This is a genomic window from Duganella fentianensis, assembly GCF_964031615.1.
Lineage (GTDB): Bacteria > Pseudomonadota > Gammaproteobacteria > Burkholderiales > Burkholderiaceae_D > Rugamonas > Rugamonas fentianensis_A.
In genome coordinates this window covers 315,965-341,139 of sequence record NZ_CAXIQN010000022.1, presented here as the reverse complement: position 1 = coordinate 341,139, position 25,175 = coordinate 315,965, and the positions used below count along the sequence as shown (strand labels likewise).

27 protein-coding genes are annotated in these 25,175 nt (G+C 59.4%); 13 read left to right on the top strand and 14 right to left on the bottom strand.

The features are described 5' to 3' along the window. Nucleotides 1-92: 92 nt before the first annotated feature. Nucleotides 93-890 (bottom strand): hypothetical protein, encoded by a 798-nt coding sequence (locus ABNT42_RS18660; RefSeq protein WP_348699491.1) that lies wholly within the window; start codon nucleotides 888-890, stop codon nucleotides 93-95. Between the two features lie 171 nt (nucleotides 891-1,061). On the opposite strand from ABNT42_RS18660, the gene ABNT42_RS18655 reads away from it, so the two are divergent. Together ABNT42_RS18655 and ABNT42_RS18650 are read left to right on the top strand one after the other, a co-directional pair. After that, nucleotides 1,062-1,349 carry an HU family DNA-binding protein gene (locus ABNT42_RS18655; protein ID WP_155434464.1) on the top strand — a complete coding sequence of 96 codons (288 nt, stop codon included), beginning with the start codon at nucleotides 1,062-1,064 and terminating at the stop codon, nucleotides 1,347-1,349. A 153-nt stretch (nucleotides 1,350-1,502) separates the two neighbouring features. After that, entirely contained in the window at nucleotides 1,503-1,754 is a 252-nt protein-coding gene (locus ABNT42_RS18650) for an acyl-CoA-binding protein (RefSeq protein WP_348699488.1), read from the top strand. A 93-nt stretch (nucleotides 1,755-1,847) separates the two neighbouring features. Here ABNT42_RS18650 and ABNT42_RS18645 read toward each other — a convergent pair whose 3' ends face one another. Beyond that, on the bottom strand, nucleotides 1,848-2,126 hold the full coding sequence (locus tag ABNT42_RS18645; protein WP_348699486.1) for a polyhydroxyalkanoic acid system family protein: 279 nt from the start codon (nucleotides 2,124-2,126) through the stop codon (nucleotides 1,848-1,850). Nucleotides 2,127-2,390: 264 nt separating this feature from the next. Between ABNT42_RS18645 and fdxA the strand changes: the two genes are divergently transcribed. The 6 genes from fdxA to ABNT42_RS18615 all read left to right on the top strand — a co-directional run bounded on the left by fdxA (nucleotide 2,391) and on the right by ABNT42_RS18615 (nucleotide 8,153). Then, on the top strand, nucleotides 2,391-2,714 hold the full coding sequence (gene fdxA, locus ABNT42_RS18640; protein WP_348699484.1) for a ferredoxin FdxA: 324 nt from the start codon (nucleotides 2,391-2,393) through the stop codon (nucleotides 2,712-2,714). A gap of 110 nt (nucleotides 2,715-2,824) precedes the next feature. Continuing rightward, on the top strand, nucleotides 2,825-3,889 hold the full coding sequence (locus ABNT42_RS18635; RefSeq protein WP_348699482.1) for an NAD(P)/FAD-dependent oxidoreductase: 1,065 nt from the start codon (nucleotides 2,825-2,827) through the stop codon (nucleotides 3,887-3,889). A 213-nt stretch (nucleotides 3,890-4,102) separates the two neighbouring features. Then, nucleotides 4,103-5,338, top strand: coding sequence for a polyhydroxyalkanoate depolymerase (gene phaZ, locus ABNT42_RS18630; RefSeq protein WP_348699480.1), 1,236 nt, complete (start codon nucleotides 4,103-4,105; stop codon nucleotides 5,336-5,338). A gap of 152 nt (nucleotides 5,339-5,490) precedes the next feature. Beyond that, complete coding sequence (rsxB, locus tag ABNT42_RS18625; protein ID WP_348699478.1) at nucleotides 5,491-6,168, top strand: electron transport complex subunit RsxB; 678 nt, start codon at nucleotides 5,491-5,493, stop codon at nucleotides 6,166-6,168. A gap of 52 nt (nucleotides 6,169-6,220) precedes the next feature. Beyond that, complete coding sequence (gene nth, locus ABNT42_RS18620) at nucleotides 6,221-6,868, top strand: endonuclease III (protein ID WP_348699476.1); 648 nt, start codon at nucleotides 6,221-6,223, stop codon at nucleotides 6,866-6,868. Between the two features lie 157 nt (nucleotides 6,869-7,025). Then, the gene (locus ABNT42_RS18615; protein WP_348699475.1) at nucleotides 7,026-8,153 is read left to right on the top strand and encodes a DUF3466 family protein; all 1,128 of its coding nucleotides are present in this window, start codon (nucleotides 7,026-7,028) and stop codon (nucleotides 8,151-8,153) included. Here the strand turns inward: ABNT42_RS18615 and proB are convergent. The 4 genes from proB to rplU form a co-directional block, all read right to left on the bottom strand. Beyond that, nucleotides 8,150-9,268: a glutamate 5-kinase gene (gene proB, locus ABNT42_RS18610; RefSeq protein WP_348699474.1), complete on the bottom strand. Its 1,119-nt coding sequence runs from the start codon at nucleotides 9,266-9,268 to the stop codon at nucleotides 8,150-8,152. The two genes, ABNT42_RS18615 and proB, sit on opposite strands and share 4 nt — an antisense overlap. A gap of 244 nt (nucleotides 9,269-9,512) precedes the next feature. After that, a complete protein-coding gene (gene obgE, locus ABNT42_RS18605; RefSeq protein WP_348699473.1) occupies nucleotides 9,513-10,622 on the bottom strand; it encodes a GTPase ObgE in 1,110 nt (369 codons plus the stop codon). A gap of 110 nt (nucleotides 10,623-10,732) precedes the next feature. Then, nucleotides 10,733-10,990 (bottom strand): 50S ribosomal protein L27, encoded by a 258-nt coding sequence (gene rpmA, locus ABNT42_RS18600; protein ID WP_155434452.1) that lies wholly within the window; start codon nucleotides 10,988-10,990, stop codon nucleotides 10,733-10,735. A gap of 39 nt (nucleotides 10,991-11,029) precedes the next feature. Continuing rightward, complete coding sequence (gene rplU / locus ABNT42_RS18595) at nucleotides 11,030-11,341, bottom strand: 50S ribosomal protein L21 (RefSeq protein WP_008445658.1); 312 nt, start codon at nucleotides 11,339-11,341, stop codon at nucleotides 11,030-11,032. Nucleotides 11,342-11,636: 295 nt separating this feature from the next. Here rplU and ispB point away from each other — a divergent pair, with 295 nt between their 5' ends. Then, a complete protein-coding gene (gene ispB / locus ABNT42_RS18590) occupies nucleotides 11,637-12,626 on the top strand; it encodes an octaprenyl diphosphate synthase (protein ID WP_348699470.1) in 990 nt (329 codons plus the stop codon). A 91-nt stretch (nucleotides 12,627-12,717) separates the two neighbouring features. Here ispB and arsC read toward each other — a convergent pair whose 3' ends face one another. The 4 genes from arsC to ABNT42_RS18570 all read right to left on the bottom strand — a co-directional run bounded on the left by arsC (nucleotide 12,718) and on the right by ABNT42_RS18570 (nucleotide 14,394). Further along, entirely contained in the window at nucleotides 12,718-13,065 is a 348-nt protein-coding gene (gene arsC, locus ABNT42_RS18585; protein WP_348699468.1) for an arsenate reductase (glutaredoxin), read from the bottom strand. A 54-nt stretch (nucleotides 13,066-13,119) separates the two neighbouring features. Continuing rightward, a complete protein-coding gene (locus ABNT42_RS18580; RefSeq protein WP_348699466.1) occupies nucleotides 13,120-13,308 on the bottom strand; it encodes a hypothetical protein in 189 nt (62 codons plus the stop codon). 81 nt (nucleotides 13,309-13,389) lie between these two features. Beyond that, the gene (locus tag ABNT42_RS18575; RefSeq protein WP_348699464.1) at nucleotides 13,390-13,746 is read right to left on the bottom strand and encodes a winged helix-turn-helix domain-containing protein; all 357 of its coding nucleotides are present in this window, start codon (nucleotides 13,744-13,746) and stop codon (nucleotides 13,390-13,392) included. 87 nt (nucleotides 13,747-13,833) lie between these two features. Next, entirely contained in the window at nucleotides 13,834-14,394 is a 561-nt protein-coding gene (locus ABNT42_RS18570; RefSeq protein WP_348699462.1) for a hypothetical protein, read from the bottom strand. A 230-nt stretch (nucleotides 14,395-14,624) separates the two neighbouring features. Here ABNT42_RS18570 and ABNT42_RS18565 point away from each other — a divergent pair, with 230 nt between their 5' ends. Together ABNT42_RS18565 and ABNT42_RS18560 are read left to right on the top strand one after the other, a co-directional pair. Beyond that, nucleotides 14,625-15,767 (top strand): HD domain-containing phosphohydrolase, encoded by a 1,143-nt coding sequence (locus ABNT42_RS18565; RefSeq protein ID WP_348699460.1) that lies wholly within the window; start codon nucleotides 14,625-14,627, stop codon nucleotides 15,765-15,767. Between the two features lie 185 nt (nucleotides 15,768-15,952). Further along, nucleotides 15,953-17,548, top strand: a complete 1,596-nt coding sequence (locus ABNT42_RS18560) for a methyl-accepting chemotaxis protein (protein ID WP_348699458.1) — start codon at nucleotides 15,953-15,955, stop codon at nucleotides 17,546-17,548. A gap of 65 nt (nucleotides 17,549-17,613) precedes the next feature. Here ABNT42_RS18560 and ABNT42_RS18555 read toward each other — a convergent pair whose 3' ends face one another. Then, the gene (locus ABNT42_RS18555) at nucleotides 17,614-19,995 is read right to left on the bottom strand and encodes a DNA polymerase II (protein WP_348699456.1); all 2,382 of its coding nucleotides are present in this window, start codon (nucleotides 19,993-19,995) and stop codon (nucleotides 17,614-17,616) included. Nucleotides 19,996-20,074: 79 nt separating this feature from the next. Then, nucleotides 20,075-20,779: a histidine phosphatase family protein gene (locus ABNT42_RS18550; RefSeq protein ID WP_348699454.1), complete on the bottom strand. Its 705-nt coding sequence runs from the start codon at nucleotides 20,777-20,779 to the stop codon at nucleotides 20,075-20,077. A 120-nt stretch (nucleotides 20,780-20,899) separates the two neighbouring features. Here ABNT42_RS18550 and ABNT42_RS18545 point away from each other — a divergent pair, with 120 nt between their 5' ends. Next, nucleotides 20,900-21,619: a hypothetical protein gene (locus ABNT42_RS18545; protein ID WP_348699452.1), complete on the top strand. Its 720-nt coding sequence runs from the start codon at nucleotides 20,900-20,902 to the stop codon at nucleotides 21,617-21,619. Here the strand turns inward: ABNT42_RS18545 and ABNT42_RS18540 are convergent. Beyond that, the gene (locus ABNT42_RS18540) at nucleotides 21,611-22,849 is read right to left on the bottom strand and encodes an ArgE/DapE family deacylase (protein ID WP_348699451.1); all 1,239 of its coding nucleotides are present in this window, start codon (nucleotides 22,847-22,849) and stop codon (nucleotides 21,611-21,613) included. The two genes, ABNT42_RS18545 and ABNT42_RS18540, sit on opposite strands and share 9 nt — an antisense overlap. Before the next feature lie 32 nt (nucleotides 22,850-22,881). Next, nucleotides 22,882-24,096, bottom strand: coding sequence for a urate hydroxylase PuuD (locus tag ABNT42_RS18535; RefSeq protein WP_348699449.1), 1,215 nt, complete (start codon nucleotides 24,094-24,096; stop codon nucleotides 22,882-22,884). Between the two features lie 132 nt (nucleotides 24,097-24,228). Between ABNT42_RS18535 and ABNT42_RS18530 the strand changes: the two genes are divergently transcribed. Continuing rightward, a complete protein-coding gene (locus ABNT42_RS18530; protein ID WP_348699447.1) occupies nucleotides 24,229-25,164 on the top strand; it encodes a LysR substrate-binding domain-containing protein in 936 nt (311 codons plus the stop codon). Nucleotides 25,165-25,175 lie beyond the last annotated feature (11 nt).

The window sequence follows — 25,175 nt, the reverse complement described above, 5'->3', positions numbered from 1 at the left end:
AGCGTCTGCGGCGCTAATGCCTGCTGCGCTGATCCGTGCCGCGCTAACGCGCGCTGGTGCTACCTGCTGGTGCTACCTGCTGGTGCTACCTGTTAGTGCTGCCAGCGTCGCTGCAGCGCTAGCGCCTCGGCCTGCGCATCGAGCGCTGCGCCAGCCTTGCGCTGGCGTATTGCCTCCTGCAGCAGCGCCGGCATCTCGCCCGTCACATTGCGATGGCCGCCCAGCGCCGGCTGCGTGCGCCGGTGCTGCTGCAGCAGCACTATCTGCCACGCGCCCTCTTCGCGGCAGGCCAGTCCCGCCAGATCCTGCTGCATGCCCAGCAGGCTGAAACTACGACAGTAATTACCTTCTCCTGTCATAAAACTCTGTCCCATGCGGATTTCGCCGTCCGGCGTCATGCGGCCGCCCGGCTGCTGGTTCAGCGCCAGCAACAGGCTACCCTGTGCCAGCAGGCTGCCATCATGGCTGGCCAGCGGCGCGATGGCGGAACTGGCAGCGTTCGGTGCAGGCGCCGCCGTCTGCTGCCACCAGCCCGCGCGACTGCCGTAGTAACCCAGCAGGATCAAGCCCCCTACCAGCGCCAGCACCAAGGCCAGCGCACTCCATTCCAGCACACCCCAGCGACGCTGGCCGGCCTTGCGCGCTGCAGCAGCCCGTTCTGCCCGCACGCCGGCCAGTTGCACCACCTGGGCTCCCGCCTTGGCACCTGCCTTGGCATCCGCCTTGGCGCTGTCCGCACCGATCGCCTTGCGCCGTAACTGCGCCACCCGCAGCGCCAGCGCACTATCGTGCTGCATGGCCGCTTCCAGCGCACGCACAGTGGCTGCATCAAGTACGCCGGCGGCGTAGGCTTGTATAGTCTGATCGGAAAAACGCGGGGTTCGGTCCATGATGCAGCCATCATAAACCTTTTTCTGCACACGCTGCGGCCTGTAACGGCGGGCGTTTTTTTGCGTCGCAGCGTGGCGCGCTAGCTACTGTATGGCTTACTTCGAAGAGAAACCATTACATTTGACAATATTTATGCTAATCTGCGCGCTCCAATAACCAAGGAGGTAGTAATGAAAAAAGGCGAATTGATTGCAGAATTTGCGAAACGCACTGACGTGTCCGCTGCTGCCGCCAACAACGCGGTCAACACCCTGATCGCCATCATCACCGAGCGTCTGAAAAAAGGCGACACGGTAGGCATCACCGGCTTCGGCACCTTCTCCGTCGCTAAACGCGCTGCCCGTAAAGGCCGCAACCCAGCTACCGGCGAAGCGATCAAGATCGCAGCGTCGAAAACGCCTAAGTTCTCGGCTGGCGCGACCCTGAAATCGGCGGTTAACCCGACCAAGAAAAAATAAGTAGTCCGTAACATAGTGCCCGCCAGGGCACCGGCAGCGGCGGCCCCTGTTACAGACAGCGGCCGCCGCTCTGTTTTTGAGGAGTCCCTCTAGCAGCAAATCACGCGGCTAGGGTTATGATGGCGCCACCATTAAGCCCCTTGAGGAGACACCATGAGTTTAGATGCACAATTTGCCCAAGCCCAGCTGGATTCGAAAAACCTGCCTGAGCGTCCGGACAATATGACGCTGCTGAAAATCTATGCCCTGTTCAAACAGGCTTCGAGCGGCGACGCCACGGGCGACCGCCCCGGCTTTACCGACATGGTAGGCCGCGCCAAATTCGACGCCTGGGCTGCCCTGACCGGCACCTCGCAGGACGACGCCAAGCAGCAGTACATCGACCTGATCGAAGATCTGAAGTAAATCAAAAACGACCGGGGGTCAGGTCGGGCAAAGCGACAATCTCATCCATGAAAATGGTCGAGTCTGTCACTTTGCCCGACCTGACCCCGTTTTTTAGGCGGCAAATACACGCGCCATTTTGTCTTTCAGCTTGCTTTCCACCACGCCGGCGAAAGCGCCATAGAACAAGCCCAGCGTGATCTGTACCCGCGCTTCGTTCGGTGCCAGTGTCAGTTTACCGTTCACGCCCGTGCGGTCGAAATGCAGTTCATCCCCTTCCCAGCGGCAGCTCAGTTCGAACTGTTCGGCCAGTTTATCGACTACCTGCTGTGCTGCTGCACGCGCCTGCTCTGGCGCCAGCTGATGCGCCTGCACGATGTTAATGTCGGCCATCGCCCACTCCTTCTGCTTGAAAAAGCCGACATCATGCCAGTTGCACTGACATGCCGCCAGTACCGCGCAGCGTGCTGCAACACCCCGATTTGCGGCCAGATCAGCCCCCTGTCGCGCCCCGGAAACGAATTTGCTTATTTGTATTGTATATAAGCGCAATTTGTGAGAAATAGCGAATTACCTTAAAATACAGTGCTTTGCCGAGGTTAGCCGGGCTATGCCACGCCGCCGACGCCGCTGCACCACTACATTGATAGGACTGTTATGACTCACGTTGTTACCGAATCTTGCATCGCTTGCCGCTACACGGATTGCGTCGATGTTTGCCCGGTAGATTGCTTCCGCCAGGGCCCGAATTTCCTCGCCATCGATCCGGATGAGTGCATCGATTGCGCCGTCTGCGTGGCCGAATGCCCGGTCAATGCGATCTTCGCAGAAGAAGATGTGCCGGCCGATCAGCAGAAATTCATCAAGCTGAACGTCGAACTGGCACGCGGCTGGCCGTCGATCACCAAAACCATTCCGGCACTGGACGACGCAGAACAGTTCAAAGACGTTAAAGAAAAACTGCAACTGCTGGTCCGCTAAGACTTTCGTCTGGACAGGTAGCACCAGGCAGCGCCCCACGCGACAGCTGTAACCAGCCGCCGCGCAGCTCGGTGTTGCCCAACCATTATTGAAATAACAGGAAACCACGTATGAATAGCACTGTCACTACCCCTGACGTCATCGAAGCCGATGCCGTCATCATCGGCGCCGGCCCCGTCGGCCTGTTCCAGGTCTTCGAACTGGGCCTGCTGGAAATCAAAGCCCACGTGATCGATTCGCTGGGCGCAGTGGGCGGACAGTGCGTGGAACTGTATCCGGACAAGCCGATCTACGACATCCCTGCCGTGCCATCGTGCACCGGCCAGGAACTGACCGACAACCTGCTGAAACAGATCGAACCATTCGATCCAACCTTCCACCTGGGTCAGGAAGTGACCAAGGTCGAACGTCGTGCCGATGGCCGCTTCGATGTGGAAACCAGCATCGGCACCCGTTTCATCACCAAAACCATCTTCATCGCCGCTGGCGTGGGTTCGTTCCAGGCCCGTACCATCAAGGTCGATGGCATCGAAGCCTTCGAAGGCAGCCAGCTGCACTACAAGGTCAAAGATCCTGCCATCTTCGAAGGCAAGAATCTGGTGATCTGCGGCGGTGGCGACTCGGCGCTGGACTGGGCCCTGAACTTCGTCGGCAAGGCCGAATCCGTGGTGCTGCTGCACCGTCGCGAAGAATTCCGCGCTGCGCCAGCTTCGGTCGCCAAGATGAAAGCTCTGTGCGACGAATACGAAATGCAGCTGATCATCGGTCAGGCCACCGGCTTCGAAGCCAAAGACGGCAAACTGAGCGAACTGAAAGTCACGGGCGCTGACGGCGTGACCCGCCGCGTACCGCTGGACATGCTGCTGGTATTCTTCGGTCTGTCGCCGAAACTGGGCCCGATCGCCGAATGGGGTCTGGACATCGAGCGTCGCCAGCTCAAAGTGATGAACACCGAGAAGTTCGAAACCAATGTACCGGGCATCTTCGCCGTGGGCGACATCAACACCTATCCGGGCAAGAAGAAGCTGATTCTGTCGGGCTTCCACGAAGCAGCTCTGGCGGCCTTCGGCGCTGCACCATACATCTTCCCGGACAAGAAGATCCACATGCAGTACACCACCACCTCGCCGAAACTGCACAAAGTGCTGGGCGTGGAAACCCCGGTATTCGACTAAGGCTAGCGCCCGTCCTACAGAAAAGCAGCGGTAACGCTGCTTTTTTTTCATCCTTAGCAAAGCCATACTGGAGCCACAAAAACATTGTGGAAAACACGTAGACTTGCTCGACAGCATCTGGGAATGCAATCGATTACGGCAAACTGTCCTATAATTGGTTTATGATGTACGGAATTGGTGCACCGCATCAAACGCTCGCTCTAGGGATATCCTATGCTCTACCATCTTCACGAAATGCAACGCTCGTTCCTCACGCCGCTGATGCAGTGGGCCGACGCGTCGTCCAAAATGTTCACCAACCCTGTGTCGCCACTGGCACACACGCCTTTCTCGCAGCGCATTGCTGCCGGTTACGAACTGATGTACCGGCTCGGCAAAGACTACGAAAAACCAGCTTTTGACATTAACTACGTCGATCTGCAGGATGGCACGGTAGGCATCGTCGAAGAAGTTACCGTTAACAAACCGTTCTGCCGCCTGCTGCATTTCAAGAAGGCGCTCAGTGACAAGCAGATCAAGGCGCTCAAGCAGCCCACCGTGCTGCTGGTGGCACCGTTGTCGGGACACCACTCCACCCTGCTGCGCGACACCGTGCGCGGCCTGCTGGTCGATCACGACGTCTACATCACCGACTGGACCGATGCGCGCATGGTGCCGATGTCGGCTGGCGCCTTCCATCTGGACGACTACATCTACTATGTGCAGGACTTCATCCGCCTGCTGGGCCCTGACCTGCACGTGATCTCGGTCTGCCAGCCTACCGTCCCCGTGCTGGCGGCGATCTCGCTGATGGCCAGCGACAAGGATCCGAAACTGCCGAAGACCATGACCATGATGGGCGGCCCTATCGATCCGCGCCGCTCGCCGACGGCGGTGAACAATCTGGCCGTCGAGAAGAAATTCTCGTGGTTTGAAAACACCGTGATCTATTCGGTGCCGCCTAACTATCCGGGCTTTGGCCGCAAGGTCTATCCGGGCTTCCTGCAGCATGCCGGCTTCATCGCCATGAATCCGGGCCGCCATGCCCAGAGCCACCGCGAGTTCTACATGCATCTGGTGGAAGGCGATCAGGAAACGGCAGAAAGCCACCGCAAGTTCTACGACGAATACAACGCCGTGCTGGACATGCCGGCCGAGTACTACCTCGATACCATCCGCACCGTGTTCCAGGAACACGCACTGCCTAAGGGTACGTGGAAAGTGGGCGGCAAACTGGTGCGTCCACAGGACATCACCACGGTGGCCCTGTTCACCGTAGAAGGCGAACTGGACGACATTTCCGGCGCTGGCCAGACCCAGGCTGCGCACGACCTGTGCTGCAATATCCCTGCCGATATGCAGCAGGACTTCGTGGCGCCGCAAGCCGGCCACTACGGCATCTTCTCGGGCCGTCGCTGGCGCGAACAGGTGTGCCCGAAAATCACCGAGTTCATCAAGAAGCACGGTTAAACACAGGCGGCCTCGCCGCACTGCATGCGCCCGCACGGGGCCGGATCACGCTGATACAGCAGCGTATCCGGCCCCGTTTTTCTATCGGCCGCCGATTTGTTGGATAATGACGCTTTCCCGTTTTAAGCCGTCACGCTGACGTGCCCACCACTGTGTCTACCACTCCTACTCTCGCTGACCGTATCGAAGACCTGCTGCCGCAAACCCAGTGCACCAAATGCGGCTACGACGGTTGCCGTCCGTATGCAGAAGCGATCGCTAAAGGTAGCGCCGGCATCAACCAGTGCCCGCCCGGTGGTGCAGAAGGCATACAGCGCCTGTCGGCCCTGACCGGCTATCCCGTCATACCGCTGAATCCCGTCAACGGTCTGGAGCGCCCGCGCGCCGTGGCCTACATCGATCCCGCCCTGTGCATAGGCTGCACGCTATGCATACAGGCTTGCCCGGTCGATGCCATCGTCGGCGCGGCCAAACTGATGCACACCGTGGTGCCCGATCTGTGCACCGGCTGCGATCTATGCGTGAACCCGTGTCCGGTCGACTGCATCGTCATGTCCCCCGTCACCGAGCAGACCGGATGGCAGGCTTGGAACGCAGAACAGGCCGCAGCAGCAAGGGCACGCCACGATTTCCGCACCCTGCGCCTGCAACGCGACAAGGATGAAAACGATGCGCGCCTGGCTGCCAAAGCCGTGGCCAAAATGAAGGCAGTGGAAGCGCTCGATCCGGCCACCGATGCCGACGCCGCCGAAAAGGAACGCAAGCGCGCCATCATCGCTGCCGCCATGGAAAGGGCGCGCCTGCGCAAGGAAGCCGAAGGCAAAGCCTAGCCACCTAGTGCTATCGTGCTCTCCCTTACCACCGACCACACCACCAAACCGCATGAACAAGCAGACCCGCCAGACCATGTTCGAGCGCTTCCGCGCCGCCAACCCGAAACCCGTCACGGAACTGGAATACACCACCCCGTTCGAACTGCTGATTGCCGTGCTGCTGTCGGCCCAGGCCACCGACGTGGGCGTCAACAAGGCCACGCGCAAGCTGTATCCGGTGGCGAACACCCCGGCCGCCATCCTCGCGCTGGGCGAAGAAGAACTCAAGAGCTACATCCAGACCATAGGCCTGTACAAGACCAAGGCCAAGAACGTGATCGCCACCTGCCGCATGCTGCTGGAACTGCATGGCGGTGAAGTGCCGCGCGAGCGCGAAGCGCTGGAGGCCCTGCCCGGCGTAGGCCGCAAGACGGCCAACGTGGTGCTGAACACCGCCTTTGGCGAGCCCACTATGGCAGTGGATACCCACATCTTCCGCGTAGCTAACCGCACGGGTCTGGCGCCGGGCAAGAATGTCGATATCGTCGAACAAAAGCTGCTCAAATTCGTCCCGCGCGAATTCCTGCTCGATGCGCACCACTGGCTGATCCTGCATGGCCGATACACCTGCAAGGCGCGTAAGCCGGAATGCTGGAACTGCATGCAGCTCGATCTGTGCGACTACCGCAGCAAAACTCCTGCGCCTGCCGACGCCTGAAGCGTAGCAAGCGGCGCGATTAGGCCAGCTGCAGCAATAGATTCCGGCTATTTGAATAGCCAGATCAAGTAGCTAAAAATTCGCTGTGTTTCCGAATTAGATGTTATATATTCAACTACCCTTTGTTGAATATCTAATACTTAAAAGGAGATGCGCGATGTTGCGAACCACCAGTTCTATAGTCTTGGCAGTATTCCTGTTTGGTACTAGCGGCATCTGTGCGGCAGAGAAGATCCATCCGCTCGGCATCGCGGTGAACAAAGACGAAGCCAGCATCGCGGTCGACATCAACGCCCGCGGGCAAGTGGCCGGCATCATCCAGAACGTCGAAGAAGGCACCCAGCGCGCCATCCTGTATGACCGCCGTGTGATCGAACTGGGCACGCTCGGTGGTGCCGAGAGCTACACCAAAGGTATCAATGCCGACGGCCTCGTGGTCGGTACTGCGCAGAACAGCCGCCGCCAGTGGCGCGCCTTCCTCTACAGCAAAGAGCGCGGCATGCGCGACCTCGGTACGCTGGGCGGCAATAGCAGTTACGGGGCCGCCATCAACACGGCCGGTCAGGTGGTCGGCTTTGCCGACACCAGCGACAACTACTTCCATGCTTTCGTGGCCAGCACCGATGGTACGCTGACCGATCTGGGCACGCTGGGCGGCAATATCAGCTATGCCAGCAGCATCAACAACCACGGCGAGATCGTCGGCACGGCGGCCCTCAGCGACGGCAACCGCCGCGCCTTCCTATACCGCCCCGGCAGCGGCATGATCAATCTGGGCATCCTGCCGGGTGGGCGCGCCAGTTCGGCCAGTGCCATCAACGACGAAGGCATCGTAGTGGGCGCCGCCAGCACCGCCAGCGGGCGCTGGCATGCCTTTATGCACGACGGTAGCAGCATGATCGACCTGGGGGACATGATAGGCTACGGCGACAGCTTCGCCACCGCCATCAACGCGGCGGGCCATGTGGTGGGCACTATTCTGATCGGCGACGAGCGCCGTTCATTTGTCTACCGCGACGGCAAGATGACGGTCCATCCCGGTGGCCACGGGCTGTATCTGGTCAATGCCATCAACAATCAGGAACTGGTGATCGGCGCCCAGTATCAGGGCAAGAAGTTCGAAGCATCGACCATGCGCTCGAATGCAGTCGCCACGGTAGTGCGCTCGCCACAGGAGTTCATGACGCTGATCGTTATCGTGCTGCTTGCCGCTACCGGCCTGATGATCTACCACCGCCGCTATCGCGGCATCCAGCTGCGCGGCCCGCGCATGCTGGCGTTCTAGATCAGCACCAGATTATCGCGGTGGATCAGCTCCTGCCCTTCCACGTAACCGAGCAATGCTTCGATTTCGCTGGAAGGCTTGCGCATGATGCGGCGCGTTTCGGTGCTGCTGTAGTTGGAGATGCCGCGCGCCAGTGCTTCGCCCTGCTCGCTGACGCAGGTGATCACGGCGCCGCGGCCGAATTCACCCTTCACTTCGATCACACCGATCGGCAGCAGCGACTTGCCTTCCTTGCTCAGCTTCTGCACGGCGCCCGCATCGAGCACCACCTGCCCTGCCGTATGCAGATGGTCGGCCATCCACTGCTTACGCGCCGTCAGGTGGCCCGTCTGCGCCACCAGCTGCGTGCCGATCGCTTCGCCCTGCGCCAGTCGCGCCAGCACATCGCTGTCACGGCCCCACGCAATAATGGTGTGGGCACCGGATTTGGCGGCGCGCTTGGCGGCCAGTATCTTGGTCAGCATACCGCCGCGGCCGATGCTGCTGCCAGCCCCGCCCGCCATGGCTTCCAGCGCCGGATCGCCGGCCGCGCCCTGCTGGATCAGCACAGCGTTAGGGTCTTTGCGCGGATCGGCGCTGTACAGGCCATGCTGGTCGGTCAGGATAATCAGCGCATCGGCTTCGATCAGATTGGCCACCAGTGCGCCCAGCGTATCGTTATCACCGAACTTGATCTCGTCCGTCACCACCGTATCGTTCTCGTTGATGATGGGGACCACGCCCAGCCGCAGCAAGGTGGTCAGGGTGGAGCGGGCATTCAGATAGCGTTCGCGATCCGCCAGATCGGCGTGGGTCAGCAGCACTTGCGCCGTGCCTAGCTGGTGCGCGCGGAAACTGGTTTCGTAAATCTGCGCCAGTCCCATCTGACCAACCGCGGCGCAGGCCTGCAGTTCATGGATATCCGTCGGGCGCTGCTCGAAACCGAGCCGCAGCATACCTTCTGCAATCGCGCCGGAACTGACCAGCACCACCTGCTTGCCCAGTGCGCGCAGGCCGGCAATCTGGGCAGCCCAGCGGGCAATGGCTTCATGGTCGAGGCCACGGCCATCGTTGGTGACCAGCGAAGAACCGACTTTGATGATGATGCGTTGGGCGTTTTGTATGACGGATTTCATGATGCGGCAACTCTCAAAACAAGCGAACGAAAAACTTCGGCACGGGGCTTGACAGCCACGGAGCCAGAAAGGCACGAGACCAAAAACATACAGCGCTGTGATGGTGTGGGGCGGATCGCCCGGCTTTGCCGCTAGCAGTCACCCGTGCTGCGATGGCAGCGCGGGCGCAGAGTGGAAAGGCATAATCAGCGGATAACTGATTATGCCGGTGATGCAGAGGGTACGTCGAGACTTAGTGCGAAACTTAGTCGATAATTTTGAAGCGCGGATCATCCGGATCGATCGACGAGATGCCCCGTGCCTCTTCCGTCATGTGCACTTCTTCGGCACGCTGCTCGCCATGCTTCTTCTCTTCCAGATGCAGATAGATGGCGTTGACCAGCTCCTGCGTGCCTTCGTGGCCCAGTGCGGAGATCTCGAACACAGGCCCTTTCCAGCCGAACTTCTTGATGAAGTCCTTAACCTTCTTGGCGCGCTCATCTTCCGGCACCATGTCCAGTTTGTTCAGTACCAGCCAGCGTGGTTTATCCACCAGCGAGGCATCGTATTTTTTCAGTTCGTTGACCAGCGCCTTGGCTTCCTTGACCGGATCGACGTTGGCTTCGAACGGTGCCAGATCGACGATGTGCAGCAGCAGGCCGGTACGCTGCAGGTGACGCAGGAACTGGTGACCCAGACCGGCACCTTCGGCCGCGCCTTCGATCAGACCCGGAATGTCGGCGATCACGAAGCTCTTTTCGTGCGACACGCGTACTACGCCGAGGTTAGGGTGCAGCGTGGTGAACGGGTAATCAGCGATCTTCGGACGGGCGTTCGACACGGCCGTGATAAAGGTCGATTTACCGGCGTTCGGCATCCCCAGCAGACCCACGTCCGCCAGAATTTTCAGTTCGAGGCGCAGTTCGCGGCGCTCGCCTTCCTTGCCTTCGGTCTTCTGACGCGGGGCGCGGTTGGTCGAGGTCTTGAAGTGGATATTGCCCCAGCCGCCCTCGCCGCCTTTGGCCAGCAGTTCCTGCTGTCCGTGCGTGGTCAGGTCGGCCATGATTTCGCCACTGGCTTCGTCGATGATCAGGGTGCCTACCGGCATACGCAGGAACACGTCGTCCGCGCCTTTGCCGTAGCAGTCGGCACCACGGCCCGATTCGCCATCTTTGGCGCGGTGCACTTTGGAGAAGCGGAAATCGACCAGCGTATTGATGTTACGGTCTGCTACTGCCCAGATCGAGCCGCCTTTGCCGCCATCGCCGCCGTCAGGACCGCCGAACGGGCGGAATTTCTCACGGCAAAACGAGGCGCAACCATTGCCGCCGTCACCACCGATCACTTCAATTTTTGCTTCGTCGATAAACTTCATAATGTGCCGCCATAAAACTAAAAAGGCTCTACCTGGGGCAGAGCCTTTCGATTGAAGGCTTGCGCCTTACAAATCAGCCCGCGCGTCATCGCAGCGGGCCGCTAGCGTGATTACGCTGCTACTACGGTAACGTACTGCTTCGAGCCTACGCCCTTGGTCACGAACTTGACCTTGCCGTCCACCAGAGCGAACAGGGTGTGGTCTTTGCCGGTACCTACGCCTTCGCCAGCGCGCACTGGGGTGCCACGTTGACGAATGATGATGCCGCCGGCGTTGATCGATTGACCGCCGTACACTTTAACGCCCAGACGTTTTGATTCTGAGTCACGACCATTTCGCGTAGTGCCGCCGCCTTTTTTGTGTGCCATTTAAGACTCCTTGGATACTAATTCTCGGGCAAGCGGCGATTAGCCGTTGATCGATACGATTTGGATTTCGGTGTAATTTTGGCGATGGCCTTGATGCTTCTGGTAGTGCTTACGACGACGCATCTTGAAAATCTTCACTTTATCGTGACGACCGTGTGCCACAACAGTAACCAGTACCTTCGCACCTTCAACCAGAGGAGCACCGAACTTGATGCTCTCGCCTTCGCCAACGGCGAGGACTTGGTCGATAGTGAGTTCGGAACCAATGTCTGCAGGTATCTGTTCTACTTTGAGTTTTTCGCCAGCGACAACTTTATACTGTTTGCCACCGGTTTTTATGACCGCGTACATGATTTGAAACCTCATCAAATGTTAAGAAAATTCCGTCCGGCACCCGCAAAAACAACAGCATGGAAACCGGGGAACCGCTGATTATACATGGGATGGGTTTTCGCGTCAAAAACTATTCACAAATCTTCCGGGGCGTGGTATGTCTGACATGCTTGTTGGCCTGCAAGGTCAAATTCTGGCCTGATTATGCTGTTTTTTTAGCAAACTATCCTGACTGTCATGCCGGGCTATACCCCTGTGCGCAGGGGCATGTCGTATAATCACGACCACTAATAGTCCACCGCACAGGTTCGTCTTGTCTGCCGCTACCCAAACCGCCCCACAAAATACCATCGCCCAAACGATTGCAGCCGATATGGATGCAGTCAACACGGTGATCCGCCAGAAACTGCATTCCGAGGTCAGCCTCGTCAACCAGATTGCAGAATACATCATCAGCGCCGGGGGCAAGCGTATCCGTCCTGTGCTGGTACTGCTGGTGGCCAATGCATACGGCTACAAGGGTACGGCCCATCACGAACTGGCCGCCGTGGTCGAATTCATCCACACCGCCACCCTGCTGCATGACGATGTGGTCGACGAATCCTCGCTGCGCCGTGGCCGCGCCACTGCCAACGCGCTGTTCGGCAATGCCGCTTCCGTGCTGGTGGGCGACTTCCTGTATTCGCGTTCGTTCCAGATGATGGTCAGCCTGAACAATATGCGCGTGATGCAGATCCTGTCCGACGCCACCAACGTGATTGCCGAAGGCGAAGTGCTGCAACTGCTGAACATGCACGATCCGGACGTCAATCAGGAACGTTATCTGCAGGTGATCCGCTCGAAAACGGCCAAGCTGTTCGAAGCGGCGGCCGAGCTGGGTGCCCTGATCTCCGGCTGCAACGATGCCCAGATCGCTGCGGCAGGCGAATACGGCCGTTCGCTGGGCACGGCTTTCCAGCTGATCGACGACGTGCTCGACTACGCCGGCGATGCTGCTGAAATCGGCAAGAACGTGGGCGACGACCTGCGTGAAGGCAAACCTACCCTGCCGCTGATCTACCTGATGGAAAACGGCACACCGGAACAGCGCGAGCTGGTACGTAGCTGCATCGAACAGGGCGACGAGCAGCACTTCGACACGATTCTGGCCGCCATCACCAGCAGCGGCGCACTGGACTACACGCGCCAGCAGGCCGTGGAAGCAGCCGAACGCGCTGCCGCCGCCATTGCCGACCTGCCGGACAGCATCTACAAAGCATCGCTGCAGCAGCTGGCGCACTTCTCGGTACACCGCAACCACTAATTCCTACCCGGGGTCAGGTCGGGCATTGGTGCAGAGTTCGCTTGTTTAATAGCGAGCTCTGCGCCAATGCCCGACCTGACCCCGAAGTGTTTTACAGGATTTCCTGCACCAGTTCGCTGGGGCGGCACAGCCGCACACCTTTGTCGCTGACCACAAACGGCCGCTCGATCAGGATCGGATGCGCCATCATGGCATCCAGCAGCGCGGCATCGGGCAGACTGGTATCGGCCAGCCCCAGTTGTTCGTACAGTTCGCCCTTGTTGCGCATAGCCTGACGCACCGTGATGCCGGCTTGCGCAATCATCTGCTCCAGTTCGGCGCGCGTGGGCGGCTGTTTTACATAGTCGATAATTTGCGGCTCTACGCCGCTGGCGCGGATCGCTTCCAGCGTCTTGCGCGAGGTGCCGCAGGCAGTATTGTGATAGATGGTGATGCTCATGAATGCGCCCTGATATGGTTTGCGAAGGCCGCATTATCGCTGATTTGGCGCAGCTTATTTGACTGGCGTCCCCGTAGCCGGCACAGGTGGCGCCGTCGGCACCAGCAGGTAATCGCGGCTATCGCCGGAAAATGGCGCGGCCGGTCGCTGCGTATGCGTCGCCAGTGCCGCCATGTACTTGGCATAGGCCCGCTCGATAGCCGCATCCTGCGTTGGCGGACCCTCCTGCACATCAGTATCCACGTCTATCCTCCTGATCAGGATTATTGCTCTATATTTTAGAGCAATTTAAATAAAAAGCAAGATGAACGATTTGAGAACGGATTAACCCTGCTTTGCCGCCTGCAGCATGCACTTCGACAGTTTGTCGAAATACAGCAAGGCAGCTTGTGTCAGTTCGACCTGCTTGCGCCGCGCATCCTCGGTGTCCGTCAGGATCAGCCAGCCTTTCTCCCGCATCGAAGTCAGCCGGCTATGCACCGTTGCCGGCGCGCCTAGTTCCTTCTTGGCCATCATGTCGCGCACGGACAGGCGCTGCTCGTCCTGACTAGCCTTGGCCACGATGGCCAGTATGCGCTCCTCGAGCGGATCGAGCGGCGGCAACGACGGCAAGCCGCGCAGGGCATCCGCCAGTTGCAGAAAGCGCAAATAGATATCGGCAGGTCGTTTAGGCATGGTCATGGCTCACTTTCAGGCGGCGCTAGGCCAGCGACCGTTATAATTGTTATAAATTTTAGCACACCGGTTTTTGGCGCACCAGTTCAGGCTTTACGACAAACGTTGCGGGCGCGGCAGCAAAGCCAGCACCCCTTTCGCCGTGTACAGCACGATCAGCGCGCCGGCCAGATCGCCGATGAACATGACCATAAAGCCCGGCAGCAGATTATCGTCACCGTGCAGGGCAAACCAGATATGGTGCAGCAGCGGACTGGCCAGCGCACAGCCAAGCGCGCACAGCAGCAGACGGCGCGCCGTCAGATTCGTCAGCGAGGCTTGCAGGCCATAGCGCCGCTGGGCGATCACATACACCAGATACGGCCCGATAGCACCGGCCAGCGTGCCCGAAGTCGCCCGAATCGCATCGCCGGGGAAGTAGTACCAGTAGCAGGCAAACCAGCCCGCAATCAGCAGGCCAACCGCGCCGGCCCGGCCGAACAGTAGCGTGCACAGCAACCGGGTTCCGGCCGGAATATAAATCCAGCCTATCCCCTGCAGGAATTCGGCGCGGCGGAAAAATAACTCGTTGGCGACCATCACCAGACCATGCAGGCAGATCGTGCCCAGCACCATGTACAGATTCATGCGGAAAGGCGAAACAGGCTGATTCATATCCGAAGTAAAGGCGCAGTAAGCATCTTTGGCTGATGATCAAGATTGCACCACAGTAACATGACCTACCTAAACAGTTCAACTACCCAGCATCTGACAGCCTGCGCGGTGCGTGACGCCAGTCCCCTGCGCAGGAAACATTTTGGCGCTGCTGATTTAGCTTGACATTGCCATAAAGCTATTTAACCATAGACCTATCAATCTCCCGTTCTGGCAAGGAAAGTTCTATCATGTCCACACAGACCAAGCCGCTTGCTGCAGACTCCTTGCAGCAGCACTTCCTCTCGGGGCATATTTCTGCCAGCGGCCGCCTGCAGGCGCTGCATGACCGCCTGCTACAGGCGCTGCCCCATATCGAACGCATAGCCTGCGCGCTGTACGACAGCAGCGACGATACTTTAACCACTTTCATCAACAGCACCCGCAGTGGTCAGGCCCTGCCCGCCTATCACTTTCTGCTGGCGGACAGTCCCTCGCTGAGCGCGCTCGCGCGCGATGCCAGCGTACGCATGCTGGATGATCTGTCGCATACGCTGCAGCCGAAAACCATGCATACCCGCTGGTTGCTAGATCAAGGTTACCAATCGTCGTTCACAGTGCCCATGTACGACCAGCGCGGACTGCTGGGGTTTATTTTCTTCGACTCGCTGCAGTTGCACGCGTTTCCGGAAAAGACCCAGCGCGACTTGCTGTTGTACAGCAACCTGATTTCCATGACCATTTCCAACGAAGTGGAAACCATCCGTTCGCTGCGCGCTTCCACCCATCTGGCTTGCGAATTCGCCCACCTGCGCGATTTCGAAACGGGTGCTCACCTGCAGCGCATGTCGCACTACGCCAAACTGATCGCCAGCGCCGTGGCCCCGCACTACCAGCTTAGCGACGAGTTCATCGAACACGTGTTCTGGTTTGCGCCCCTGCACGACATCGGCAAGATCGGCATACCGGACAGCATCCTGCTCAAGCAGGGCAGCCTTGATGCTGCCGAACGCCAGATCATGGAAAGCCATGTGGACAAGGGGCTGGAAATCATCGGTAAGCTGATCGAGGATTTCGGTCTGGGCGACTTCCCCGATACGGTGGAACTGCGCAACATCGTCGGCTGCCACCACGAACTGCTCGATGGCTCCGGCTATCCGTGCGGGCTCAGGGGCGACGCCATCCCCGTCTCTGCCCGCATCGTCAGCGTGGCCGACATCTACGATGCGCTCACCACCGTGCGCCCCTACAAGCAGCCATGGAGCCATGCGCAGGCCATGCAGGAGCTGTATCACATGGCCGAACTCGGCAAACTGGACTTGCGCTGCGTGCAGGCACTCGATGCACTGGCCGACCAGGTTCAAGCCATACAGATCGAATTTAAAGATAGCTGAATACTAATTTGTCATAAACAATTAAACATCAAATTCACCAAATAAACCATTACAATCGATTTTTGACATAATCAAATACCGAATTTGGTGATTTGGGTGTATTATTGCTCCCATCTGCAGCCCGCTAGCGTTTCCGACTACTGCCGAGCTGCCCGTTTCGACCATCCAGCTACAGGGAGCAGGCCATGCGCACCAATCTACCCGTCACCCAGAATGAACACCTGATCGAGGATGGCCGCACCATCGTCTCGACCACCGATCTACGTGGAAACATCACGTTTGCCAACCCCTACTTCGTTGAAGTCAGCGGCTACACGGAAAGCGAACTACTGGGCGCACCGCAGAACATCCTGCGCCACCCGGACATGCCGGCCGAAGCATTCGCCGATATGTGGCGCTGCATCCAGTCCGGCATGCCGTGGACCGGCATGGTCAAGAACCGCTGCAAGAACGGCGATTACTACTGGGTGCTGGCCAACGTCACGCCAGTGATCGAACGTGGCCAGCCCACCGGCTATATGTCGGTGCGTACCAAACCCAGCCGCGAACAGGTGCGTGCGGCCGATCAGCTGTATCAGGAATTCAAGGCGGGCAATCCGCGCCGTATGGCCATCGTCAACGGTCGTGCCGTCGAAACCCATCTGCGTGCACGCTGCAAGGAAGCCTGCCGGCTGGGCATCCACAGCGCTACCCGTCTGAATTCGCTGGTCCTGACGGTGCTGATGCTGCTGTTCGCAGCCGTGTTTTACGCCAATAACGCCAGCCCGTGGATGACGGGGGCCGCTCTGTTCGGCGCCGCCGTCGCGCTGAACTTCTGGCGCACGCTATATGTCAGTATCGTGCGGCCGCTGCAGTTTGCCACCGTTTCGGCGCGCAAAATGGCCGGTGGCGATCTGGCCAGCAAAATCGAAATCCGCCGCAACGATGAGATGGGCCAGCTGATGGCGGCCATCCGCCAGACCAATGTCAACCTGCACAGCATCATCGGCGACGTACGTCTGAGCTTCGAGAAAATTTCGGCGTCGACCAGCGAGATCGCCAGTGGCAATCTCGATCTCTCCGACCGCACCGAATCGCAGGCTTCCAGCCTGCAGCAGACCGCTGCCAGCATGGAGCAGCTCAATTCCACCCTGCAGCAAAGCGCGGGCAGCATCAGCAGCGCCAATGAACTGGCGGCGCGCGCTTCGGCGGTGGCGGAAAAAGGCGGCAACATCGTTGCTCAGGTGGTCTCCACCATGAATGAAATCAGCACTTCGTCCAACAAGGTACTGGACATTATCGGCATCATCGACAGCATCGCCTTCCAGACCAATATTCTGGCACTCAACGCTGCAGTGGAAGCAGCCCGCGCCGGCGAGCAGGGTCGGGGCTTTGCCGTCGTCGCCAGCGAAGTGCGGGCACTGGCCCAGCGTTCCGCCACCGCTGCCAAGGAAATCAAGACGCTGATCGATCAGTCGATCGAAAAAGTCAGCGCCGGTACCCAGCTGACCAATTCGGCCGGTTCCACCATGAGCGATGTGATCTATTCGGTGCAGAAAGTCACGCAGGTGATGGATGAAATTACCACGTCCACGCGCGAACAGGTGCAGGGCATCTACGAAGTCAATCAGGCCGTCGTGAACATCGACGACATCACCCAGCGCAATGCAGCACTGGTGGAAGAAGCCGCTGCCGCGACCGGCACGCTGGCGGAACAGAGCCGCAGCGTGGCGCAGGCCATGGCCGTTTTCAAACTCGATCAGGTGGCCGCCAACGACCGTCCGCGTCTACGTCAGGCATGATGTCTCAGGCCTGATGTATCGGGCCGGAGCCGTGCCGCGGGTGCTAGCCAGCATGCGCGCACGGCTCAGAACAGGCTGGCCTGCGCCGTCGTCAGACGGGCAAAGTTATCATGCAGCGGCAGCAGGATAGAGTCGGCAATCGGCTGTAGCTGCTTGCTCAGATAGTGCTCGTAGTCGATCCGGCTACGCAGCACTTCCAGCGGCTCCGGCCCGCCCGTCGTCATCACATAGCTGATCCAGCCGCCATGCTGATAACGCAAGGGCCGCTTCAGACTCTGGTTGTACTGGTCGGCCAACCGCGCCGCCCGCACCTGCGGCGGCACATTCACCTTGTATTCGTCGAGCCGGTGCCGCAAGCGCTTGCGATACACCAGTAACTCGTCATATTCGCCCGCCAGCGTGCTGCGCACATAATCGCGGATGTACTGCTCGTAAGGCTGGCCTTTGAAGATGCGCAGGAACAGCCCCTGCTGGAACTGCTGTGCCAGCCGCGTCCAGTCGCTGCGTGCGACTTCCAGCCCGCGGTAGATCACTTCATCTTCACCGCGGCTGTTCAGCGTCAGCCCTGCATAGCGCTTCTTACTGCCCATGTCGGTACCACGGATGGTAGGCATGAAGAATTTGCGGTAGTGCGTATCGAACTCGATTTCGAGGTGGCTCTCCAGCCCCAGTTCACGCTGCAGCATATCGCGCCACCAAGCGTTAATCTGGCTGACCAGCGCTTCGCCTATCGCCAGCGCCTCATCATTGGCGTACTCCTTTTTCAGCCAGATGAAAATCGAATCCGTATCGCCATAGATCACTTCATAACCCTGCGCTTCCACCAGTTCGCGCGTCTGCTTCATCATCTGATGGCCACGCAGCGTGACCGAAGAAATCAGGCGCGGATTGAAGAAGCGGCACTCGGTAGCTCCCAGCACACCACAGAAGGAATTCATCAGCAGCTTGAGCGCCTGCGATAGCGGCTCGTTCCTGGCGCGCTTGGCGGCATCGCGCTGCTTCCAGATCTGGGTGGTAATCTCGGGCAGGCAGTGGCGCTGGCGCGAGAACACTGTGCCGTTGACACCGGCCACCACGCTGGCCGGATCGCTCGCATGTTCGCCTTCGATCAGGCCGACGGGGTCGACCAGAAAAGTGCGGATAATCGACGGGTACAGGCTTTTATAATCAAGCACTACCACCGAATCGTACAGGCCCGGTTTGGAATCCATCACGAAGCCGCCCGGCGAAGCACCGCCCGCCACATCGCCCACATTCGGCGCCACATAGCCTTCGCGGTGCATGCGCGGCAAATAGTGGTGCGAGAACGCGGCGATCGAACCGCCCAGATGATCGGCCTGCAGACCTGTGACAGTAGCGCGTTCTATCATGAAGGCCAGCAGATTGGCTTTGGCGAAAATCCGCGTGACCAGTTCGCAATCCTTCAGGTTGTAGTACGCCAGTGCCGGTTTATCGTGCTGGAAGCGGCGCTCGATTTCGGCCATCTTGTCATACACGTCGCCGATGTCCTTACCTTCCCCTAGCAAAGCCTGCGACACATGTTCGAGGCTGAACGACGGGAAGCTCCACGACGCTGCTTTCAGCGCATCGATCCCGTCCAGCACTACGCGCCCTGCCACGGGCGCAAACATATAGCCGGGCTTGGCCGGATGCTCGCGCCACTCGATGGTCTTGCGTTCGCGTCCCAGCGTCAGCGGCACCTTGTACTTGTCAGCGTTCTTCTGCAGCACGCGCAGATCGAACTGCACCACATTCCAGCCTATCAGCACATCGGGATCGTGCAGGGCAAACCAGGCGTTGAGCTTTTCCAGGAGCTGGCGCGGAGTGGCGCAGTATTCCAGCGCAAAGTCCGGTACCGGTGAATCAGCAGCGGCCGTGGCCGGTGCCGCGCCCAGCATATACACCTGCCGCTGGCCACAACCTTCCAGCGCCACCGAATACAGATCCTCGAACGCACTGGTTTCAATATCCAGCGATACCAGTTTCAGCGCAGGGCGGTAATCGGGCGCAGGTTTGAGTTTGCAGTTGTGCACCACATGGCCCTGCCACTGGCCGCCTTCGATCTGCACACCGGCGGTGATAAAGCGCTCCATCAGATAGCGTTCAGGCGGACGGATATCGGCTTCGTACAGGGCAATGCCATGTTCGCCCAGCGTGCGCTCGAAGGCAGTCAGCTGCTTGTAGCGACTGGCGTACAGGCCGATCACAGGCTGATTGCGGAAGGATTTGAGCGCCAGTTCGCGCAGCTCTATACCCGGCTGCTGGGTCAGCAAAGCTTCGATGGCGGCGCGCTGCTCGGCCTCGGCAAACGCCACCGAAGTCTGCGCCGTCAGACGGACTTTCTGCGGGCCGGCATCGGTGGCCAGCCAGAACTCGATCTCCGTCCCCTGCGCCGTATCGCGCCAGTGGCGGGTCAGTATGAAACCTTGTGCAGATGCTTGCGTCATGCCGGCATTATACTGTATGCACATACAGCCGGAACAGGCTCCGGCTCAGTCTAACGGGGCGGCGGCCGCAGGTTCTGGCTTAACGGTAGGTGACGGTGCCCGGTGGCCCCAGCCATTCGAGGTGGGAATAGTTATTCAAGTAGCTGACGCTGAATTCACCGGGGCGCTGCAGCAGCTTGGTCACGGAAGCGTTCACCAGCGTCCACATCATCTCCATCACCTGATAATCCTGCAGCCCCAGTAGATGCTGCATCAGCGTGGCGATTACCCCGCCAGATGTGAAGACGATGGTACTCTGTTTGCTATGGTTGCCATCGAGCCGTTCCAGTGCCGCGATGGTGCGGCGGCGGAAGGCGGGCCAGGTCTCGCTGTAATCATCGTCATGCCAGCCGCTCATCCAGCGCTGCACGGCGGCGCGGAACAGGTGCTCGAGCGCGCGCTGCGGTTGCTCGTGACGGGCCAGCATCTGCTTGAACATGGCCAGATCACCGAATTCCGGACAGTGACGCAGCATCACTTGGTGGTGGTCGAATTCGGCAAAACCGGCATCGTGCTGCCATTCCCCTTCCGGTAGCAGGGTCTTGGGCAATTCGGCCAGACAGGCATCGGCAGTCTGCTGGTGGCGCTCCATGCCGCCCACAATCACACGCTGAAAAGTCTGTTTGCGGCTGGCATACCACTGCCCCAGCAGGCGCGATTGTTCGTAACCCAGCGTCGACAACTGGTCGTAATTAGCGCTGCCGAACGAGGCCTGCCCGTGGCGCACCAGATGAATTTGTCCCATTTCGCTTCCGGCTTCAGATCTAAACAGCCATCAGCTTACCGCCCAGCCTATAATTCATCAAATGAATAGTTTTACTTTTACGGTAAAACTATCGCTTCCCTTCCTGCCATCGAGGTGCCCATGCTGCGTTTTCCCGCCATGCCGCTTGCGACGCTCCTGCTAGGAGCGTCGGCGCTGGCCCATGCGCAGACGGAACTGGTGTTCGGCACCACCCACGATGCCAATTCGGCTTCATTCCATTACGCGCGCGACTACCTGCGCCAGCTGTGCACGGAGAGCCGCTTACGCTGCGTGCTGCGCAGCTATCCGGGACGGCGCTCCGAGGCTTTACTTGCGATCGGCAAGCTGGATGGCGAAGTGGGACGGGTGAAAGGCTATGGCCTCAAACATCCCGACTATGCGCGGGTGGAGGAACCGTTTAACGTGGTGCAGACTCGCATCTTCACCCGCACGCCTGTCAGTATCAGCAACTGGCAGTCGCTCACCAGCTTTGCCCGCACGGTCAGCTACAAACGGGGCATCTTCCTTTACCAGCAGCGGCTGGAGCAGCTGCTACCGAAGCTGCAGCTGCACGACGTGCAGAGCGAGGACGCCTGCCTGCAGGTGGTGCTGGCGCGGCGCAGCGAAGCCTGCGTGTTCGATGTGGGCGGCCTTACCAGCGCCGCACACCCGCTACTCAAACAGGGCTATGCCAGCGCCTCGATCGAAGACCTGCCGCTGTATATCTATCTGCACAAGCAGCACAACGATCTGGCCCAGCCGCTGACTGAAACGGCCAGACGCTTGCAGGCGCGCGGCATACCGGCGCAACTGCGCCGTAGCTACTACGAATTAAAGTGAAGGTGTCAGCAGATCGAGCAGCGTGAACGCCACTACCTTGGTGGCCTTGCGCAGATCTTCCAGCAGCAGCTTTTCATCGGCTTTCTTGGCATTCGATTCCGGCACCGTGCGCGGACCGGCACCATACAGCACGGCCGGAATACCGTGTTCGCCATACAGGCGCGCATCGGCGTACAGCGGCGTACCCTGTGCGGGAATTTTCTCGCCTAGCACTTCCAGCGCATTCTGCTGCAGGCTGTTCACCAGCGTGGCCGTACCGGGTAATTCGCGCAGCGCATGCGACAGTAGCAGGCGCTTGATCTCGATACGGATGCCGGGCAAACCCTGCACTGCCTGTTCGATCAGCGCGCGCACCTGAGCCTCCACCTGCACCGGATCTTCCTCCGGTATCATGCGGCGATCCATCTTCAGCACCACTTTGCCGGGCACCACATTGGTGTTGGTGCCACCGTCGATGCGGCCCACCAGCATGGTCGGGCTATCGATACCGGCCACTTTGGACTTGATCTTCTTCAGTTCCGGCAGCTGATCATAGATCGCAGTCAGAATCCGCGTAGCCGCCTGCAGCGCATCGTGTCCCGTCTCCGGCATGGCACCGTGGCCGGACTTGCCGTGCACGGTGATCTCCAGTTGCAGACAGGCGTTATGCGCGGTAACGATGTTGTAGCTGAAGCCCGCCGCGATCACGTAATCGGGCTTGGTCAGCTTCTGCTCCAGCAGCCAGCCCGGCCCCAGCAAACCACCAAATTCTTCGTCATAGGTGAAGTGCAGTTCCAGCTTGCCTTTCAGTGGCACGCCCAGTGCTTCCAGCGCGCGCGTGGCAAAAATATAGGTGGCGAAATCGCACTTGGACACGGCAGCGGCGCGGCCATAGATATAGCCATTCTCCACCACGCCGCCATAGGGCGGATAGGTCCAGTTATCACCGGGTGGCACTACGTCGCCATGCGCGTTGAGCGCCAGCGTCGGGCCGTCTTCGCTATACGGTCGGCGCACGATCAGATTGGTAATGCTCTGCATGCCGTAGTCGTGCACCTGCTGTGCCGGCACGGCATGCTGCTCGGCTTTCCAGCCAAACGCACTGACCAGTTGCGCCACCATCTCGGCGTGCGGCGCATTGTTACCGGGCGGCGTATCGGTCGGCACTCGCAGCAGTTGCTGCAGCACGCCCACTTCTTCATCGAAATGCGCATCGATCCATTGCGCCAGCTGCTGTTTTGCGTTGCTCATAGTCGGACTCTCTTCGGGCTCTCTTAGTGCGCTTACTTGGCACCGGACTCGAACCACAGCGCAATCTGCGCCCGCTCGGCCTCGGTCATATTGGTCAGGTTAGCTAACGGCATGGCTTTGAGTTGCACTGCCTGTTTGTAGATTTTTTCTGCGTTCTGACGGATCTGTTCCGGCTGATCCAGCGCCACACCGGCCGGCGCGGTAGCAAAGCCGGGCTGGGTCGGATGGGCCGAGTGGCAGGACACGCAGCGCTGCGCCACAATAGCCGCCACCTTATTCATCTGCGCCGCCGGATCAGCGACGGCCACCGCTTTCGGACGGGCCGGCGCAATCGCAATTGCCACGGCCAGCAGCAGCGCGAGGCCGATCAGCGGATAGCGCCATTCCACCCGCCCCTTGTGACGCAGGTTGAAGAAGTGACGGATGCTGACGCCAGCAGCCATGATAAAGGCCAGCACCAGCCATGCCTGCTCGTGGCGGTAGGTCATGGCGTAGTGATTGCTGATCATGATGAACAGCACCGGCAGCGTGAAGTAGTTATTGTGCACGCTGCGCTGCTTGGCCTTCTGGCCATGCACGGGATCAGGCAGACGGCCAGCCGACATGGCTTCCACCATCTTGCGCTGACCGGGAATAATCAGCATCAGCACATTGCCCACCATGATGGTGCCGATCAGCGCCCCCACGTGGATATAGGCCGCGCGGCCACTGAGAACATGGGTCAGGCCATATGCAGCGGCGACGATCAGCCCGAAGATCACGATACCGAACCACAGATCATGCTTGCCCAGTGGGGAGCGGCACAGCAGGTCATACACCGTCCAGCCCAGCACCAGCGTACCCACGCCTATGCCGATGGCTTGCAAACTGCTCAGGTCTGCCACGGATTTATCCACCAGCATGGCCTGCGCATTGAAGTAGTAGGCAATGGTCAGCAGCGCAATGCCGGACAGCCATGTGGTGTAAGCCTCCCATTTGAACCAGTGCAGTTCCTTGGGCAGTTCGGCTGGCGCCACCAGATATTTTTGCGGGTTGTAGAAACCACCGCCATGCACCGCCCACAGTTCGCCCGACACCCCCTTCTTGGCCAACTCGGAACCGGGTGCCGGTGGGCGGATCGAGTTATCCAGCCAGACGAAATAGAACGATGCACCGATCCATGCAATGCCGGTGATGACGTGCAGCCAGCGCACGATCAGATTCAGCCACTCGAGGCCATACGGGATCAGATAGTCGATGAGTTCCATGAATGCTTTCGGTTTGCTTAAACGGCACTGTGGCTAATTTACAGAAGATAAACGGATTTACTGACGACCACATGAACATTAGAGTATATTAAACATATCCATTTTCGTATAACAATCAGATTTTTAACGCCCATGGCCGCCCTGCCGCAACATCTGGATCTACATCTGATCCGCATACTTTACCTGCTGCTGGTGGAGAAAAACGTTTCACGCGTCGCTCTCAAACTGAATCAGCCGCAGCCCTCCATCTCGGCTTCGCTGCGCAAATTGCGCGAGCTGACGGGCGACCCTTTGCTGGTGCGCGGCGCGCGCGGCATGGTGCCGACCCAGCATGGCGAAAGCCTGCTGGCACCGGCCAAGCGCATCCTCGATGAAACGGAAAACCTGTTCCTGAAAAAACAGCCGTTCCAGCCGCAAAACGAAGCGCGCACCTTCCACATCGCCGCACCCGATTATCTGGATAGCCAGTTCCTGCCCAATCTGGTGGCCTTGCTGCGCCGTGGCTCGCCCAATAGCCGCGTGAAAATCCACAGTCTGGGGCCGGGCGTGGATTACGTACGCCTGCTGTCCGATGGCGACATGGATCTGGTGATCGCCAACTGGGACGAACCGCCGGCTCACCTGCACATGTCCAAGCTGTTCGAGGACCCTATTATCTGCGTGATGCGGGCTGACTGCCCGTATGCGCTGCGCACGGCCAGCGACGCCATGACGTTGAACGATTATCTGGCGCTGCCCCATGTGGCGCCCACCCAGATGCTGCCCGGCTATCAGGGCGTAATCGACACCTTCCTCGAGACGCAGGGACTGCAGCGCAACGTAGCAGTGGAGTCGGCCTACTTTGGCCTGATCCCCTACATGCTGACCCAGACCGATCTGGTGCTGACCACGGGCCGCCAGTTCGTGCGTTTCTACGAGCGCAGCATGCCGCTGAAAAGCTTTACGGTGCCCGTCAAATTCCCCGCCATGCGCTTCTACCAGTTGTGGCACGAGCGCGTGCATCAGGCACCCGAACATAAGTGGCTGCGCGAGCAGGTGGCGGCGGCGGCTAAAGCGCTGGTGAAGTAAGCATAGGCTTA